Source organism: Streptomyces vilmorinianum (genome assembly GCF_005517195.1).
GTDB classification, from domain to species: Bacteria; Actinomycetota; Actinomycetes; order Streptomycetales; family Streptomycetaceae; genus Streptomyces; species Streptomyces vilmorinianum.
This window is the reverse complement of sequence record NZ_CP040244.1, coordinates 1,124,557-1,140,736: the sequence shown is the minus strand read 5'-3', so window position 1 is coordinate 1,140,736 and position 16,180 is coordinate 1,124,557. Positions and strand designations below refer to the sequence as shown.

Here is a 16,180-nt window from a genome sequence, read left to right as displayed (position 1 = left end):
GCGAGAAAGATCCTTCGCACACACCCCCTGCAGACACGTTACCATCAGTCATTTGACAGATGCAGATTGTCAAATACCGGTTGGCGAGCTCTCTTGACCGCCCTCGAGAGCCACGCCACGTACCGCTCTCCCAGCCCGCTGGAGAGCCCGCCGCTCCGCGACGACCGCAGCGACCCTTGCGGCAGCCACGTCCGCGGCCTCGTGCTCCCATACCCGCAGGGATACCCAGCCCGCTTCCTGCAGGCGGGCGTCGGTGTTCGCGTCCCGTTCCCGATTCTTCTCGATCTTCTCCCGCCAGAACATCGAGTTCCTCTTCGGCCACGTCGCGTGTTCCGGACAGCCGTGCCAGAAGCAGCCGTCGACGAATACGGCCACCTTGGCGGGACCGAAGACGATGTCCGCTTCCCGCCGCACGCCTTTGAGCGGACGTCGGTGAACCCGATAACGGAACCCTGAAGCGTGCAGGGCACGACGCAGCGCCATCTCCACATCGGTGTTACGGCTGCGCTGCTTGCTCATCCGGGAGCTCGTCTCCGCAGTCGTCTCCAGGGCTCTCATGGTGGCCATTGTGACGCGGATGCGGCGCGGAAGATCGCGCCTCCGGTAGTGGACCGCCTTGCCCTAGGCTCGAAACACGACGCGTCGACCGGAAAGGCACCCCATGCCCCGCATCCCCGCCCCCGTCATCGCAGCCACCGGCCTCGTCGGTGGATACGCCGTCGCCCGGTGGACCAAGAAGCGGCCGCTCGGTGGGGTCGTGCTCGCCGCCGCCGGGGGGATGGCCGCGCGGGAGTGGGGGCAGGTGGTCGGGGGGAAGGCTGCCGTCGGGCTGACGGCGGCGTATGTCGCCGCGTTCGCCGGGGCGCATCCGTTGGCCAAGAAGGTCGGGGCGTGGCCCGCGGTGTTCGGGGTCGCCGGGGTCATGGCGGGCACCTCGTGGGTCGTCACCCGGGCCAAGGGCTGAACGCCCCGACCCTCCCGTACGTATAGAGCGATGCCCTCCCCATGAGCGCTGGGCGGGTGAGCCGGAACTCATCCGCCCAGCGCCCCGGCACCCCCGCCTCAGCCGCCCAGCGCGTGGCTCACCGTGTAGATCAGCAGGCCCGCCAGTGCGCCCACCACCGTGCCGTTGATGCGGATGAACTGCAGGTCGCGGCCGATGTTCGCCTCGATCTTCTTCGAGGTCTGGTCCGCGTCCCAGCTCGCGACCGTGTCGCTGATCAGGGACGTGATCTCGTCGCGGTACGTCGTCACCACGTACGCCGCCGCGTCCTCGCCCCACCCCTCGACCTTCGCCTGAAGACGGCCGTCCGTCACCAGCCGGCCGCCGAAGGAGATCAGGGACGCCCGGGCCCGCAGGCGCAGCTGGCTGCGGTCGTCCTCCGCCGCCGCGATGATCATGCCGCGGACCGATGCCCATGCCGAGGCGATGATGTCCTGCACCTCCGGGCGGGCCAGCAGGTCCGCCTTCAGGCGTTCCACCCGCGCGCGGGTGTCCGTGTCCGCCTGGAGGTCGGCCGCGAAGTCCGTCAGGAAGCGGTCGATCGCGCCGCGCGCCGGGTGGGCCGGCATGTCCCGCATCTCGGAGATGAAACGGAGCAACTCCCGATACACGCGCTCGCCGACCTTCCTGTCCACGAAGCGCGGCGTCCAGCCCGGCGCGCCGCCCTGGACCGCGTCCATCACCGAGTCCGCGTGGAAGACCAGCCAGTCGTGCGCGCGGGCGCAGATCAGGTCCACGGCCCGGTGGTGGGCGCCGTCCGCGACGATCCGCTCCAGGGTCTTGCCGATGCCGGGCGCGATCTCCGCCGCCTCCGCCCGCCGCGTGATCGCCTCGCCGACGACCGCCTGGACGTCGGAGTCCCGCAGGACCGTCAGGGCGCCGCGCAGAGCGGTGGACAGCTCCGTGGTCACCCGGTCCGCATGCCCCGGGTCCGCGAGCCAGGCGCCCAGGCGGCCGGCGAGGCCGAGTGCGTGCAGTCGCCCCCGTACGACGCTCTCCGACAGGAAGTTCTCGCCGACGAACGAGCCCAGCGTCGCCCCCAGCTGGTCCTTCTTCGTCGGGATGATCGCGGTGTGCGGGATCGGCAGGCCCAGCGGGCGCCGGAACAGCGCCGTCACCGCGAACCAGTCCGCCAGCGCACCCACCATGCCGGCCTCCGCCGCGGCCGCCACATAGGCGGTCCAAGCGCCGAGCCCCTCGTTCTTCCCCCAGGTCGCCAGGGCGTAGATGACGGCCACCACAAGGAGAAGGCCCGTCGCGAGCGTCTTCATGCGACGGACCCCGCGGTGCCTCTCCGCGTCCGCCGCCGTGTACGAGAACGCCACCAGCGGTGTCCTGGCCTCGCTTCTCGTGTCGCTCATCACCCCACCTCCCTACATCAGGGACTTCCCAGACGCACCTCAAGTTCCCGTTCCCCGTACATCTTCGCGATCACGGCCTCGATGTCCGGTTCCCGCACCGACAGATCCACCAGCGGATACGCCTCCGCCACCGCCGCCACGAGCGGCGCCGCGGAACAGGACGCGGGAAACGCCAGCACCTGCCGCGGGCCCTCCGACCGTACGAAACGCGCCCCCGCCAGCTCGATCGGCGGCAGCTCCCGCTCCAGGTCCACGACCAGGAGACGCTCGCTCTCCCCGACCTCGTGCAGGCCCGCCAGTTCGCCGTCGTACATCAGCCGCCCGTGGTCGATCACCATCACCCGCTGGCACAGCTGCTCGATGTCCGTCAGATCGTGGGTGGTCAGCAGCACGGTCGTCCCCCGCGAGGCGTTGAGCTCGCGCAGGAACTCCCGTACCCGCGCCTTCGACACGACGTCGAGGCCGATCGTCGGCTCGTCCAGGTACAGCACGTCCGGGTCGTGCAGCAGCGCCGCCGCGATGTCGCCCCGCATCCGCTGCCCCAGCGACAGCTGGCGTACGGGGACGTCCAGCAGCTCGCCCAGTTCCAGCAGGTCCACACAGCGCGCGAGGTTGGCGCGGAAGCGGTCGTCCGGGATGCGGTACATCCGGTGCATCAGACGGTACGAGTCCTTCAGCGGCAGGTCCCACCACAGCGTCGTCCGCTGCCCGAACACCACCCCGATCCGCCGCGCGAGCCGCGTCCGCTCCCGCGACGGGTCGATGCCCGCGACCCGCAGCCGGCCCCCGCTGGGGGTGAGGATGCCCGTCAGCATCTTGATCGTGGTCGACTTGCCCGCGCCGTTCGGGCCGATGTAGCCGACCATCTCGCCGCGCTCCACCCCGAAGGTGATCCCGTCGACCGCCCGGACCTCACGCTTCTCCCGGCGCACCAGTCCCGTCTTGCGACGCACCGTGAAGACCTTCTCGACGTCCTCCAGCTCAATGAAGGCCATGCCTCAGCTCCCTGTGGATCGGTACGCACGAATTCCCGCGCGCCACGCCAGTCCGGCGAGCCCGCAGCACACCGCCGCGACCAGCGGCGACACGAACGCCGCCCAGCCCGGCACGCCCGCGGGCGCCTCGCGCCCGAGGATGTACAGCGCCGGCAGCCAGTTCACGAACGCCAGCGGTACGACATAGACGACACCCCGCACCAGCTCCTGCGCGAAGATCGTCGGCGGGTACTGCAGCAGCGTGTTGCCGCCGTACGTGAAGGAGCTGGTCACCTCCGCCGCGTCCTGCGCCCAGAACAGGGCGGACGCGCCCGCGACCATCACCGCCGCGAAGATCAGCGCGCCGCACACCACCGTCACCGGCAGCAGCAGCACCTTCACCGCCGTCCACTCCACGTCCAGGATCAGCAGCGCCCAGACCAGCACGAACAGCCCCTGCGCCACCCGGCCGAGGCGCCGCAGCGCGAACTTGTCCGCCGCCACCTGCGCGAGGACCGGCGCCGGACGCATCAGGAACATGTCCAGCGAGCCGTCGCGCACCCGCTTGCCCATCCGCTGCAGCGAGCCCATCGTCAGGTCGGCGAGACCGAAGGCCGTGCCGGCCGTTCCGTACAGGAACGCGACCTCGGCGAAGGAGAAGCCGCCCAGACCCTCGACCTGACCGAACATCAGCAGGATCACGACGAAGTCGAAGAAGGTGACGGCGAAGGAGGAGAAGAGCGTCAGCGCGAAGGAGGCGCGGTACGTCATCGTCGAACGGATCCACATGCCCGCGACCATCCGGTACGTACGCCAGGAGTCCGCGAGTACGTCGACGCCCGCCGAGGACCGGCCGGATCGCAGCCGCTCACCCACCCTGCACCACCACCTTCCGCGTCGCGAGCGACTGCGCCAGCCGCCCCGCCGCGAGCAGCACCGCCGCCCAGCCGAGCTGGAAGGCGTACGCCCCGAGCAGCCCCCACCCCTCGTACTTCTCCAGGTAGACATCCGCCGGGATCTGCAGCATCGACGCCCACGGCAGCACCCGCGCCACCTCGCCCAGCGCGCCGGGGAAGACGTTCAGCGGCAGCAGCATCCCGGAGAAGAACAGCCCGCCCAGCCACGCCACCTGCACCACCCCCTGACCGTCCATCAGCCAGAACGCGCTCATCGCGACCAGGTACCAGATCGCGAAGCTGACGGCCGACCCGAGGGCGATCGCCACGAGGAACGCCACCCACGTCAGCGGACGTGAGGGCAGCGCGATGTCGAAGGCGAGCGCGCCGACCGCCATGGGGACCACGCCGCGTCCGAGCAACTGGTAGGCGCTCCGGCCCGCGTTGGCCGAGAACCACCAGGTCTGGAGGTCGGCGGGACGGTAGAGGTCGACGGCGATGTCGCCGGTCCTGATCCGTTCGATCAGTTCGTCCTCGAACCCGCCGCCCATCAGCCCGCAGACGGTGATCAGTCCCTGGCCGATCCACACATAGGCGAGCGCGTCGGCCATGTCGTACCCGCCGAGCTGCGGCCGTTCGTCCCACAGGGCGATATACGTGTACGACAGAATGAAGCCGAACACGGTGTTGGTGAACACCCCCGCCGCCGTGGCCATGCGGTACGTGGCATGGCGCCGGAACCCACCCGCGGCAACCGTCCCGTACAGCCGCAGCATGCGCCCTCCCTCCTGTCCCGCCTGTCGGCACCAAAGCGCACGACCCTAGTGGGCCCGATGCCGCCACCGCGAGTGGATTTCGAGTCGCATTCCTCAGGTTCTGTCCCGGTGCGTGCAGTATGGGGGAGCCATCCCCCTTCATCCGGTACGGGAGCTCCGCACATGAGCGACGACCAGCCACACCGGCCCGGCTGGGCGCCCAGGGACCCCACCGTCCCCGCCAGACCCTCCAAGCCTCCGAAGTCCTCGAAGGCTCCGAAGCGGCGTCTGCGGTGGCGGATCCTGCGGGCGCTCCTCGGCACGTTCCTCTTCGCCGCCCTGCTGCTGACCGGCGGCTTCGTCGCCGGCTATCTGCTCGTCGACATCCCGCCCGCCAACGCCGCCGCGACCGCGCAGTCCAACGTGTACCTCTACCAGGACGGCACCCAGATCGCCCGCGACGGCGAGATCAACCGCGAGAACGTACGGCTCACCCACGTACCCGCGCACGTCCGGCACGCCGTACTGGCCGCGGAGGACCGCGAGTTCTACTCCGAACGGGCCGTCGTCGACCCCAAGGCCATGGTCCGCGCCGCCTGGAACACCCTCACCGGCAAGGGCCGCCAGTCCGGCTCCACCATCACCCAGCAGTACGTCAAGAACTACTACCTCGGCCAGGAACAGACCGTCACCCGCAAGGTGAAGGAGTTCTTCATCGCCATCAAGCTCAACCGCGAGAAGACCAAGGACGAGATCTTCGAGGGCTATCTGAACACCAGTTACTTCGGCCGCAACGCCTACGGCATCCAGGCCGCCGCCCGCGCCTACTACGGCAAGGACGCCGGACAGCTCGACACCGCCGAGGGCGCCTACCTCGCCTCCCTGCTCAAGGCCCCGAGCGCCTACGACGTCGCCACCCACCCCGAGAACCGGGCCAAGGCGCTCGCCCGCTGGAACTACGTCATGGACGGCATGGTCAAGGAGCAGTGGCTCTCCCCCGCCGACCGGGCCATCGCCGCCTTCCCGGCCCCCCAGACCGCCCGCCCCGCGACCGGGCTCTCCGGACAGCGCGGCTACATCGTCCTGGCCGTCGAGGAGTACCTGACGAGCCACGGCGTCATCGACGAGAACACCCTCGCCGGCGGCGGCCACCGCATCACCACCACCTTGGAGAGGCGGAAACAGGACGCCTTCGTCGCCGCCGTCGACGACCAGGTGATGTCCCGGCTCGACCCGGCGCGGAACCCCACCGACCGCTTCGTACGGGTCGGCGGCGCGGCGATCCACCCGGCGACCGGCCACGTCGTCGCGATGTACGGCGGCATCGACTACACCAAGCAGTACGTCAACAACGCCACCCGCCGCGACTACCAGGTCGGCTCCACCTTCAAGCCCTTCGTCCTCACCGCGGCCGTCGAGAACGGCGCGTTCACCCAGGAGGGCGAGCAGATCACCCCGAACACCTACTACGACGGCACCGACAAGCGCCCCGTGGAGGGCTGGAACGGCGACTCCTACGCCCCCGCCAACGAGGACGACGCCTCCTACGGCTACATCACCCTCCGCACCGCCACCGACAGCTCGGTCAACTCCGTGTACGCACAGCTGGCGGTGGACGTCGGGCCCGCGAAGGTCAGGGAGACCGCCGTCGCCCTCGGCCTGCCCCCGAACACCCCCGACCTCAGCGCCTCCCCCTCCATCGCGCTGGGCCCCGCCACCGCGAGCGTCCTCGACATGGCGGAGGCGTACGCCACCCTCGCCAACCACGGCAGGCACGGCACGTACACCCTCGTCACCAAGGTCACCAGGAACGGCCAGGAACTGGAGCTGCCGGCCTCCGCGAGCCGGCAGGCGGTGGGCCGGGAGGCCGCCGACACGACGACGGCGGTCCTGCGCGGTGTCGTCGAGAGCGGTACGGGAACGGCGGCGCTGTCCGCGGGCCGGCCGGCGGCGGGGAAGACGGGCACGGCGGAGGACGACAAGGCCGCCTGGTTCGCGGGGTACACCCCGGACCTGGCGACGGTGGTCACGATGATGGGCCAGGACCCGGAGACCGGCGAACAGAAGCCGCTGTACGGGGCGCTGGGGCTGCCCCGGATCAACGGGGGCGGGGCGCCGGCGGAGATCTGGGCCCAGTTCACGCGGGAGGCGCTGGCGGGGACGGAGGCGCGCGAGTTCGAACTCCAGCCGGCACCAGGGACGGAGGAGTCGATGGACCCGATGGACCCGCACGAGCCGTACCTACCGGACTGGTCGGACTGGTCGGAGTGGTCGGACGAACGGCCTCGTACACCGCAGCGCCACCCACGGCCGGGACCGCTGCCCCTGCCCCTGCCGCTGCCCCAGGCACCGGAAACCAGCGCGAGTGCGAGTACGAGTGGGAGTACCGGCACCAGCACGACGCCGACGCCGATGCCGATGCCGATCCCGCCGGCAACGTCAACGCCGACGCCCACGCCGACGCCGACGCCACCGTTCCTCTAATGCCCCGAGGTCGCCTTCAGACCCACCACCGCGACCAGGAGCAGACAGACGAAGAAGATCCGCGCGGCGGTCGCCGGCTCACCGAGCACCACCATGCCGAGCACCGCCGCACCGGCAGCACCGATGCCGACCCAGACGCCGTACGCCGTGCCGATGGGCAGCGTCCTGGCGGCGTGCGAAAGGAGCAGCATCGAGGCGACGATCCCGGCGGCCGTGAAGACACTGGGCCAGAGGCGGGTGAAGCCGTCGGTGTACTTCATACCGATCGACCAGCCGACCTCGAGCAGACCGGCGACGACGAGAAGAACCCAGGCCATGACGACAAGCACCTCCGCGAGACGGATCAACAGGGGTGCGTCGTCTTTGCGTGTCGTGCGTGGGGCCCGGTACGGCGCGTCTCGTCGGGTGACTCCAGGCTAGCAAAAGGCAGACAAAAGGCCTGGTGACACCGGTCACCAGGCCTTCGCCGCTCTATAGGTAGCGCTCTACAGGTACCGCTCTACAGGTACAGACCCGTGGTGTCCTTCGAACCCTCGAACCGGTCCGCGGCCACCGCGTGCAGGTCGCGCTCTCGCATCAGGACGTACGCCACGCCCCGCACCTCGACCTCGGCGCGGTCCTCGGGGTCGTACAGGACACGGTCGCCGGTCTCGACCGTACGGACGTTCTGGCCGACCGCGACGACCTCGGCCCAGGCCAGTCGGCGGCCGACGGCGGCGGTCGCCGGGATCAGGATGCCGCCGCCCGAACGCCTCTCCCCCTCGGGGGAGTCGCTCCGGACCAGGACACGGTCGTGGAGCATCCGGATGGGCAGCTTGTCGTGCGTGTTCTCGCTCACGGTTCGAACCTACCTGCCCGGGCGTGTCGACCGTACTCGGGAGGGGTCATCCCTTGTGCTTGCGCGCGGAGGCCGCGAGCAGCCCCACGAGGGCCGCGGCGGCGAGCGCCACCGGAACCACTCGCTCCAGGCGCGGCGAACCGTCCTCGTGGGTGAAGCGGGCCTTCACGTCGGACACGGTCCGGTTGACGGCGACGAACGCCCGCCCGACGGTGTGGTCGACCGTGGACGCCACCCTCGCCTTCGCGTCACCGATGATGGTCTTCGGGTGCACCCGAATGCCGATCTCGTCGAGAGTGACGGCGAGCTGCTCGCGCCGGCGGACGATGTCCGCCTCGATCTGCGCAGGGGTCCTGGCGTTCGACACCGCGCTGCCTCCGTAGTCGTAATCGGTCGTTGACGGACAGTCTCTCAGCTTTGGCACCCGTGGTCTGTCTCAGGCCCCCATTAGGCTCGGTCGCGTACGCCCAGATACCACGAGGAGAGCCATGAGCGAGCGACTTCAGCCCGGCGACACCGCCCCCGCCTTCACCCTTCCCGACGCGGACGGCAACGAGATCTCGCTCGCGGACCACAAGGGGCGCAAGGTCATCGTCTACTTCTACCCGGCGGCGCTCACCCCGGGCTGCACCAAGCAGGCCTGCGATTTCACGGACAACCTGGACCTGCTGGCCGGCGCCGGCTACGAGGTCATCGGCGTGTCGCCGGACAAGCCGGAGAAGCTGGCGAAGTTCCGCGACAAGGAGGCCTTGAAGGTCACGCTGGTCGGCGACCCGTCGAAGGAGGTCCTGGAGGCGTACGGCGCCTTCGGGGAGAAGAAGCTGTACGGCAAGACGGTGACGGGCGTGATCCGCTCGACCGTGATCGTCGACGAGGAGGGCAAGGTCGAGCGCGCGCTGTACAACGTGAAGGCGACCGGCCATGTCGCCAAGATCATCAAGGATCTGGGCATCTGAGCCGGGCGTCCGGCCAGTAGCATGGCCGGGCGACGCGCGGCCGTGGTGGAACTGGCAGTCACGCTGGGTTTAGGTCCCAGTGGGGTAACACCCGTGGGGGTTCGAGTCCCCCCGGCCGCACTTTTCGGCGAAGGGCCGTCCCGATGGGGCGGCCCTTCGCCGTACGGTACGGGTCGTCAGCCCAGCAGCTCGCGGATCACCGGGACGAGCGCCCTGAACGCCTTCCCCCGGTGGCTGATCGCGTTCTTCTCCTCCGGCGACAGCTGGGCGCACGTCACCTCGTAGCCCTGCGGCTGGAGGATCGGGTCGTAGCCGAAGCCGTTCGTGCCGATCGGGGCGTGGCGCAGGGTGCCCGGCATGCGGCCTTCGACGACGCGTTCCGTGCCGTCGGGGAGGGCGAGGGCCGCCGCGCAGGCGAAGTGGGCGCCCCTGTGGTCGTCGTCGATGTCGGCGAGTTGGGCGAGGAGCAGGTCCAGGTTGGCGCGGTCGTCGCCGTGGGCGCCGGACCAGCGGGCCGAGAAGATGCCGGGGGCGCCGTTCAGGACGTCGACGCAGAGGCCGGAGTCGTCGGCGATGGCCGGCAGGCCGGTGGCCTGGGCCAGGGCGTGTGCCTTGAGGAGGGCGTTCTCGGCGAAGGTGACGCCGGTTTCCTTGGTGTCGGGGATCTCGGGGTACGCGTCCGCGCCGACGAGGTCGTGGGTGAGACCTGCGTCGGCGAGGATCGCGTGGAGTTCGGTGATCTTGCCCGCGTTGCGGGTGGCGAGGATCAGGCGGGTCATGTCCCCAGTATCTACGGGGCTACGGGGTGCAGACCTTGCCGATCTCGGTGGCCGCGTCCGTGATGGGCTTGATGTCCGGGGTGGTGTCGCCGTTGTTGACGGCCGTCTTGACGGATTCGACGCCCTTGGTGAGGTCGTCGACGGCCTTGGACAGGTCGGCGTTGTCGGTCGTGTCCTTGAGGTTGCCGAGCTCCGTGGAGATCTCGTTCAGGGCCTCGTTGAGCTGCGTCGGGTCGTTGGAGGCGTTGGAGACGGCCTGCTGGAGCTTGTCGACGCTGGTGGCTATCGCGTCGGCGGTCTGGACGCAGTCCATCGCCTTGTCGAGTGCCGCGCAGCCGACGAGCGTGGTGGTGAGCATGGCTGCCGAAGCCACGGCGAGTGCGATACGGCGACGCTTCAAGACTGGTCCTCCCCAGAGGTACGGATGGCAGTACGGGCGTACGGTTCGGTCCGTACGCCCGTGTTCACGAAGACGCGGTGGCGTCTCAGAGAGTTCCTTCGAGCGCCTTGCGCTGGATCTCGGCGAGTTCGGCGCAGCCGCCGGAGGCGAGGTCGAGGAGCGCGTTGAGCTCCTTGCGGTCGAAGGGCTCGGCCTCGGCGGTGCCCTGGACCTCGACGAAGCGGCCGTCGCCGGTGCAGACGACGTTCATGTCGGTCTCGGCGCGGACGTCTTCCTCGTAGCAGAGGTCGAGCAGCGGGGTGCCGTCGACGATGCCGACGGAGACGGCGGCGACGGTGCCGGTGAGGGGCTTGCGGCCGGCCTTGACGAGCTTCTTGCCCTGGGCCCAGGAGACGGCGTCGGCGAGGGCGACGTACGCGCCGGTGATGGCGGCGGTGCGGGTGCCGCCGTCGGCCTGGAGGACGTCGCAGTCGAGGACGATGGTGTTCTCGCCGAGGGCCTTGTAGTCGATGACCGCGCGCAGGGAGCGGCCGATGAGGCGGGAGATCTCGTGGGTGCGGCCGCCGATCTTGCCGCGGACGGATTCGCGGTCGCCGCGGGTGTTGGTGGCCCGCGGGAGCATCGAGTACTCGCCGGTGACCCAGCCCTCACCGCTGCCCTTGCGCCAGCGCGGAACGCCTTCGGTGACGGAGGCGGTGCAGAAGACCTTGGTGTCGCCGAAGGAGATGAGGACGGAGCCCTCGGCGTGCTTGCTCCACCCGCGTTCGATGGTGACGGGGCGGAGCTGTTCGGGGGTACGGCCGTCGATACGAGACATGCCACGAGCGTAGCCGTACGCGACGGGAGCCCGTTCCCCTGCCGGAACGGGCCCCCGTCGGGGGCGCGTCAGCTGCTCACATCATGTCTTCGATGTCGGCGGCGATGGGGTCGGCGTCGGTGCCGATGACGACCTGGATCGCGGTGCCCATCTTCACGACGCCGTGGGCGCCGGCGGCCTTGAGGGCGGCCTCGTCGACCTTGGCGGGGTCGACGACTTCGGTGCGGAGGCGGGTGATGCAGCCCTCGACCTCTTCGATGTTGTCGATGCCGCCGAGCCCGGCGACGATCTTCTCAGCCTTGCTGGCCATGTGTTTCTCCCTGTCCGTTCCGTTCAAAGAACGTGAGTCTCGGCGCACCGAAGGTTCGCTTTGTCACGTTAACCCACGGTTGGCCCAACTTCGCGAGCGAGTGCACTCGTTCTGCCGAAGGATGACGATCACCGACGGCCTGCCCTCAGCGGGCTCCGGGGAGCCTATCGCAACTGGTCTACACCAGTTTGCAACGTGTCGGGCCAGGGAGGAAGCCGATGAGTACCGACAGCGCCGCGGCCGCGCCGAAGAAGTCGCTGTGGGGCGGCTTCTTCCAGGGGCTGCAGAAGATGGGCCGCAGCCTTCAGCTGCCCATCGCGGTCCTGCCGGCGGCGGGCATCCTCAACCGGCTGGGACAGGACGACGTCTTCGGGGCGGAGGGGCTCGGCTGGGACGACGTCGCCAAGGTGATGAAGGGCGCGGGCGGCGCCCTGCTCGACGGCAACCTCGGACTTCCTCTGCTGTTCTGCATCGGCGTCGCGATCGGCATGGCGAAGAAGGCGGACGGCTCGACCGCACTCGCGGCCACGGTGGGCTTCCTCGTCTACTACAACGTGCTGCGCCAGTTCCCCGAGGAGTGCCCGCGGGGCACGGCGGACATCAACGGCGGCTGCCTCTCCCCCGAGCAGGCCTTCACCGGCTACACGTACCAGAACCCGGGCGTCTTCGGCGGCATCGTCATCGGTCTCCTCGCGGCCTGGTTCTGGCAGCGCTACCACCGGGTGAAGCTGGTGGACTGGCTGGGCTTCTTCAACGGCCGCCGGCTCGTGCCGATCATCATGACCTTCGTCGCGATCGCCTTCGCGGCCCTGTGCCTGTGGGTCTGGCCGCCGATCGGCGACGGGCTCGAGAACTTCAGCGACTGGCTGGTGGGCCTGGGCGCCTGGGGTTCGGGCATCTTCGGCGTCGCCAACCGCGCGCTGCTGGTCATCGGCCTGCACCAGTTCCTGAACGTGCCGATCTGGTTCCAGTTCGGCACCTTCGAGAAGCCGGACGGCCAGGTGGTCCATGGCGACATCCCCATGTTCCTCGGCGGCGACCCCGAGGCCGGCCAGTTCCTGACGGGCTTCTTCCCGATCATGATGTTCGCGCTCCCGGCGGCGGCCCTGGCGATCACCCACTGCGCCAAGCCGCACCGGCGCAAGGAGGTGGGCGGCATGATGCTCTCGGTCGCCCTGACCTCGTTCGTCACGGGCATCACCGAGCCGATCGAGTACTCGTTCCTCTTCATCGCCCCGGTGCTCTACGCGATCCACGCGGTGCTCACGGGTGTGTCGATGGCCGTGACCTGGGCGCTGGGGGTGAAGGACGGCTTCAGCTTCTCGGCCGGCCTGATCGACTACGTCATCAACTGGAACCTCGCGACGAAGCCGTGGCTGATCATTCCGATCGGTCTCGCCTTCGCCGCCGTCTATTACGTGATCTTCCGGTTCGCGATCACGAAGTTCGACCTCCCGACGCCGGGCCGCGAGCCCGAGGAGGTGGCGGAGGAGATGGAGCGGGACGCCACCAAGGCGTGACCCCGGCGTAGCGCCCGGCTCGGGACGTACGTCCCGTTTCGCGGAGGCGCGAAGGGCCCCTGGACCTCATGGTCCGGGGGCCCTTCGTCGTTCACACGCAGCTATGGCTCGGGCACACAGAATTCGCAGGTTCCTTATCTAAGTCTCACGTGCTAAAACAGGTCTACACCACTCATTGGTGTAGACCACGCGGTCCAGACCACCGCGTTCCACGAGACGCCGCCGTCCCCCCGTACCACCTGTCCCCTGGCGGCGCCTTGCCCACTGGAGGAAGTTGTGTCTACGGCTAGCGCCGCCCCCGCGGCCGACAAGAAGAAGGGCTCCGGCGCGATGGCTGTCATGCAGCGCATCGGCCGCAGCCTCATGCTGCCCGTCGCGGTGCTGCCCGCCGCCGCGCTCCTGGTGCGGTTCGGCCAGGCGGACATGCTCGGCAAGGAGTCCTTCCCGGACTTCATCAACAAGCTCGCCGGCTACATGGCCGCCGGTGGTGGCGCCATCCTCGACAACATGGCGCTGCTGTTCTGCGTCGGTATCGCGATCGGCTTCGCGAAGAAGTCGGACGGCTCGACCGCGCTCGCCGCCGTCACCGGCTACCTGGTCTTCCAGAAGGTCCTGGCGACCTTCACCGACAAGAACCTTCCGCAGGTCGCGTCCGTCGTCGACGGCAAGATCGTCATGAACGACGCCCCGGTCAACGCCGGTGTCCTCGGCGGTGTCGTGATGGGCATCATCGTCGCCCTGCTGTACCAGAAGTTCTACCGGACCAAGCTGCCCGACTGGGCCGGCTTCTTCGGCGGGCGCCGTCTGGTCCCGATCCTCTCCGCCTTCGCCGGTCTGATCACCGGCATCGTCTTCGGTCTGATCTGGCCCGTCCTCGGCGCCGGTCTGCACAACCTCAGTGAGTGGCTCGTCGGCTCCGGCGCCGTCGGCGCGGGCATCTTCGGTGTCGCCAACCGTGCGCTGATCCCGATCGGCATGCACCACCTGCTGAACTCGTTCCCGTGGTTCCAGGCCGGCGAGTTCGACGGCAAGAGCGGCGACATAGCCCGCTTCCTCGCCGGCGACCCGACCGCCGGACAGTTCATGACCGGCTTCTTCCCGATCATGATGTTCGCCCTTCCGGCCGCCTGCCTGGCGATCGTCCACTGCGCCCGTCCCGAGCGCCGCAAGGTCGTCGGCGGCATGATGTTCTCCCTCGCGCTCACCTCCTTCGTCACCGGTGTGACCGAGCCGATCGAGTTCACCTTCATGTTCATCGCCCCGGTGCTGTACGCGATCCACGCGGTCCTGACCGGTGTCTCGATGGCGCTGACCTGGGCCCTCGGCATGCGGGACGGCTTCGGCTTCTCCGCCGGTGCGGTCGACTTCCTCCTGAACCTCGGTATCGCCTCGAACCCGTGGGGTCTGGCGCTGGTCGGCCTCTGCTTCGCGGCGGTCTACTACGTCGTCTTCCGCTTCGCGATCACCAAGTTCAACCTTCCGACGCCGGGCCGCGAGTCCGACGAGGAGCTCGCCGAGCTGCTGAAGGCCGAGGCGAAGTAGGCCCGTCCACACACGCCGAAGCCCCTGCCCCCTCGCGCTGAGGGGGCAGGGGCTTCGGCGTTGCCGTACTCGGATCCCGTCTCGGATCCCGTCTCGGATCCCGTACTCAGATCTCGTAGACCGCGCCCGGGCGCGCCAGCTCCGCCGGCCCGTCGTAGGCCACCCGCGCGTCCGCCAGGTTCTGCTCGCCGTCCGTCCACGGCGGGATGTGCGTGAGCACCAGCCGGCCCACCGACGAGCGGGCCGCCTCCGCGCCCGCCTCGCGGCCGTTGAGGTGGAGGGCCGGGATGTCCTCCTTGCCGTGGGTGAAGGACGCCTCGCACAGGAACAGGTCCGTGCCGTCCGCCAGTTCGTGCAGGGCGTCGCAGACTCCCGTGTCTCCGGAGTACGTGAGCGAACGGCCGCCGTGCTCGATCCTGATGCCGTACGCCTCCACGGGGTGGCTCACCTTCTCCGTACGGACGGAGAACGGGCCGATCTCGAAGGAGCCGGACTTCAGCGTCCGGAAGTCGAAGACCTCGCTCATCGACTTGTCCGAGGGGGTGTCCGCGTACGCCGTCGTCAGGCGCTGCTCGGCGCCCTCGGGGGCGAAGACCGGGATCGCGTCGCAGCGGCCGCCGTCGTGGCGGTAGTAGCGCGCGACGAAGTACCCGCACATGTCGATGCAGTGATCGGCGTGGAGGTGGCTGAGGAAGATGGCGTCGAGGTCGTACAGACCGATGTGGCGCTGCAGCTCGCCCAGGGCGCCGTTGCCCATGTCGAGGAGCAGCCGGAAGCCGTCGGCCTCTACGAGGTAGCTCGAGCAGGCCGAATCCGCGGACGGGAACGACCCGGAGCAGCCGACGACGGTGAGCTTCATGGAGCGTGAACCTCCGAGGGCGGAGAGCGGCGGGGGAGGTCTTGCGATGCGTCGAGCGTAAGGGGCTGCACGGCCCGTCGCTCCTCCGTGGCGGCCCGTTGTGGGCGAACTCACGGGCTCTGTCACCGGTTCGGATGGACCTGGGGCGGGTGAGCGCGGGGTGGCGGTCGCCGGTAACGTCTGGGGGTATGGACACGTCCTGGTGGCCGGCTCTCCTCGCGGTCGTGGTGATCGCGCTGGTCGTGGCGCTGGCGGACGGCTGGAAGCGCTCGGCCCGGAGGCCCGGGGGGCGGACACGGCCGCCCGCGCGACCCCCCGTGCGGCCGCGCGCTCCGGGGAAGGCGCCCGGACGGGTCCCCCGGCCGGGCGAGATCTGGTGGGCCGATGTGCCGTATGAGGACGGGCCCGGCTCCAAGGACCGGCCGTGCCTGGTCCTGACGCTGCGGGGCGACAACGCGCTGGTCGCCAAGATCACCAGCAAGTACCACGACGAGCGGCCCGGTGTGATCGCGTTGCCGCCGGGCGCGGTCGGGGACGCGCGGGGGCGGCCGAGTTTTCTGGAGACGGACGAGTTGCGGGAGGTCCCGGTGTGGGAGTTCCGCCGCAGAGTGGGAACGGCGGACCCGGTCGTCTGGGACCAGGTCCGCCATCTGGCGCCCTAGGAGCGCCGGGGCCGTACGGGTGGC

General features: G+C 69.6%; 19 protein-coding genes, 1 tRNA gene and 1 riboswitch. Of the genes, 7 read left to right on the top strand and 13 right to left on the bottom strand.

The features are described from left to right. Positions 1-69: 69 nt before the first annotated feature. Positions 70-558, bottom strand: coding sequence for a very short patch repair endonuclease (locus FDM97_RS05435; protein ID WP_137989119.1), 489 nt, complete (start codon positions 556-558; stop codon positions 70-72). A gap of 103 nt (positions 559-661) precedes the next feature. Between FDM97_RS05435 and FDM97_RS05430 the strand changes: the two genes are divergently transcribed. Further along, positions 662-964 (top strand): hypothetical protein, encoded by a 303-nt coding sequence (locus FDM97_RS05430; protein WP_137989118.1) that lies wholly within the window; start codon positions 662-664, stop codon positions 962-964. A 98-nt stretch (positions 965-1,062) separates the two neighbouring features. Here FDM97_RS05430 and FDM97_RS05425 read toward each other — a convergent pair whose 3' ends face one another. The 4 genes from FDM97_RS05425 to FDM97_RS05410 form a co-directional block, all read right to left on the bottom strand. Further along, positions 1,063-2,364 (bottom strand): DUF445 domain-containing protein, encoded by a 1,302-nt coding sequence (locus FDM97_RS05425; protein ID WP_137989117.1) that lies wholly within the window; start codon positions 2,362-2,364, stop codon positions 1,063-1,065. A gap of 17 nt (positions 2,365-2,381) precedes the next feature. Continuing rightward, on the bottom strand, positions 2,382-3,359 hold the full coding sequence (locus FDM97_RS05420; RefSeq protein WP_137989116.1) for an ABC transporter ATP-binding protein: 978 nt from the start codon (positions 3,357-3,359) through the stop codon (positions 2,382-2,384). A 3-nt stretch (positions 3,360-3,362) separates the two neighbouring features. Continuing rightward, positions 3,363-4,139, bottom strand: coding sequence for an ABC transporter permease (locus tag FDM97_RS05415; protein WP_137994672.1), 777 nt, complete (start codon positions 4,137-4,139; stop codon positions 3,363-3,365). Positions 4,140-4,206: 67 nt separating this feature from the next. Beyond that, entirely contained in the window at positions 4,207-5,007 is an 801-nt protein-coding gene (locus FDM97_RS05410) for an ABC transporter permease (RefSeq protein ID WP_175439374.1), read from the bottom strand. A 165-nt stretch (positions 5,008-5,172) separates the two neighbouring features. Here FDM97_RS05410 and FDM97_RS05405 point away from each other — a divergent pair, with 165 nt between their 5' ends. Next, a complete protein-coding gene (locus tag FDM97_RS05405) occupies positions 5,173-7,473 on the top strand; it encodes a transglycosylase domain-containing protein (RefSeq protein WP_137989114.1) in 2,301 nt (766 codons plus the stop codon). Here FDM97_RS05405 and FDM97_RS05400 read toward each other — a convergent pair. From FDM97_RS05400 to FDM97_RS05390, 3 genes are all read right to left on the bottom strand, one after another. Further along, a complete protein-coding gene (locus tag FDM97_RS05400; protein WP_137989113.1) occupies positions 7,470-7,790 on the bottom strand; it encodes a DMT family transporter in 321 nt (106 codons plus the stop codon). The genes FDM97_RS05405 and FDM97_RS05400 overlap by 4 nt on opposite strands. Before the next feature lie 34 nt (positions 7,791-7,824). Beyond that, positions 7,825-7,899, bottom strand: a riboswitch (guanidine-III (ykkC-III) riboswitch). A 73-nt stretch (positions 7,900-7,972) separates the two neighbouring features. After that, a complete protein-coding gene (locus tag FDM97_RS05395) occupies positions 7,973-8,311 on the bottom strand; it encodes a GroES family chaperonin (RefSeq protein WP_137989112.1) in 339 nt (112 codons plus the stop codon). A gap of 46 nt (positions 8,312-8,357) precedes the next feature. After that, positions 8,358-8,678, bottom strand: coding sequence for a DUF3618 domain-containing protein (locus FDM97_RS05390; RefSeq protein WP_137989111.1), 321 nt, complete (start codon positions 8,676-8,678; stop codon positions 8,358-8,360). A gap of 121 nt (positions 8,679-8,799) precedes the next feature. Here FDM97_RS05390 and bcp point away from each other — a divergent pair, with 121 nt between their 5' ends. Continuing rightward, positions 8,800-9,267: a thioredoxin-dependent thiol peroxidase gene (gene bcp, locus FDM97_RS05385; RefSeq protein WP_137989110.1), complete on the top strand. Its 468-nt coding sequence runs from the start codon at positions 8,800-8,802 to the stop codon at positions 9,265-9,267. Between the two features lie 36 nt (positions 9,268-9,303). Next, positions 9,304-9,387, top strand: a tRNA-Leu gene (locus FDM97_RS05380). A gap of 56 nt (positions 9,388-9,443) precedes the next feature. Here FDM97_RS05380 and rdgB read toward each other — a convergent pair. From rdgB to FDM97_RS05360, 4 genes are all read right to left on the bottom strand, one after another. Further along, positions 9,444-10,046, bottom strand: a complete 603-nt coding sequence (gene rdgB / locus FDM97_RS05375) for an RdgB/HAM1 family non-canonical purine NTP pyrophosphatase (protein WP_137989109.1) — start codon at positions 10,044-10,046, stop codon at positions 9,444-9,446. A gap of 19 nt (positions 10,047-10,065) precedes the next feature. Next, the gene (locus tag FDM97_RS05370) at positions 10,066-10,404 is read right to left on the bottom strand and encodes a hypothetical protein (RefSeq protein ID WP_175439373.1); all 339 of its coding nucleotides are present in this window, start codon (positions 10,402-10,404) and stop codon (positions 10,066-10,068) included. 127 nt (positions 10,405-10,531) lie between these two features. Next, positions 10,532-11,263 carry a ribonuclease PH gene (rph, locus tag FDM97_RS05365; RefSeq protein WP_137989107.1) on the bottom strand — a complete coding sequence of 244 codons (732 nt, stop codon included), beginning with the start codon at positions 11,261-11,263 and terminating at the stop codon, positions 10,532-10,534. Positions 11,264-11,339: 76 nt separating this feature from the next. After that, positions 11,340-11,573, bottom strand: coding sequence for a glucose PTS transporter subunit EIIB (locus FDM97_RS05360; RefSeq protein ID WP_033308152.1), 234 nt, complete (start codon positions 11,571-11,573; stop codon positions 11,340-11,342). Positions 11,574-11,791: 218 nt separating this feature from the next. Between FDM97_RS05360 and FDM97_RS05355 the strand changes: the two genes are divergently transcribed. Continuing rightward, positions 11,792-13,093: a PTS transporter subunit EIIC gene (locus FDM97_RS05355; RefSeq protein WP_137989106.1), complete on the top strand. Its 1,302-nt coding sequence runs from the start codon at positions 11,792-11,794 to the stop codon at positions 13,091-13,093. A 276-nt stretch (positions 13,094-13,369) separates the two neighbouring features. Then, the gene (locus FDM97_RS05350) at positions 13,370-14,635 is read left to right on the top strand and encodes a PTS transporter subunit EIIC (RefSeq protein WP_137989105.1); all 1,266 of its coding nucleotides are present in this window, start codon (positions 13,370-13,372) and stop codon (positions 14,633-14,635) included. 106 nt (positions 14,636-14,741) lie between these two features. On the opposite strand, the gene FDM97_RS05345 is transcribed toward FDM97_RS05350, so the two are convergent. Continuing rightward, the gene (locus FDM97_RS05345) at positions 14,742-15,494 is read right to left on the bottom strand and encodes an MBL fold metallo-hydrolase (protein WP_137989104.1); all 753 of its coding nucleotides are present in this window, start codon (positions 15,492-15,494) and stop codon (positions 14,742-14,744) included. Positions 15,495-15,682: 188 nt separating this feature from the next. On the opposite strand from FDM97_RS05345, the gene FDM97_RS05340 reads away from it, so the two are divergent. After that, positions 15,683-16,156 (top strand): type II toxin-antitoxin system PemK/MazF family toxin, encoded by a 474-nt coding sequence (locus FDM97_RS05340; protein ID WP_137989103.1) that lies wholly within the window; start codon positions 15,683-15,685, stop codon positions 16,154-16,156. The last annotated feature ends 24 nt before the right edge of the window (positions 16,157-16,180 follow it).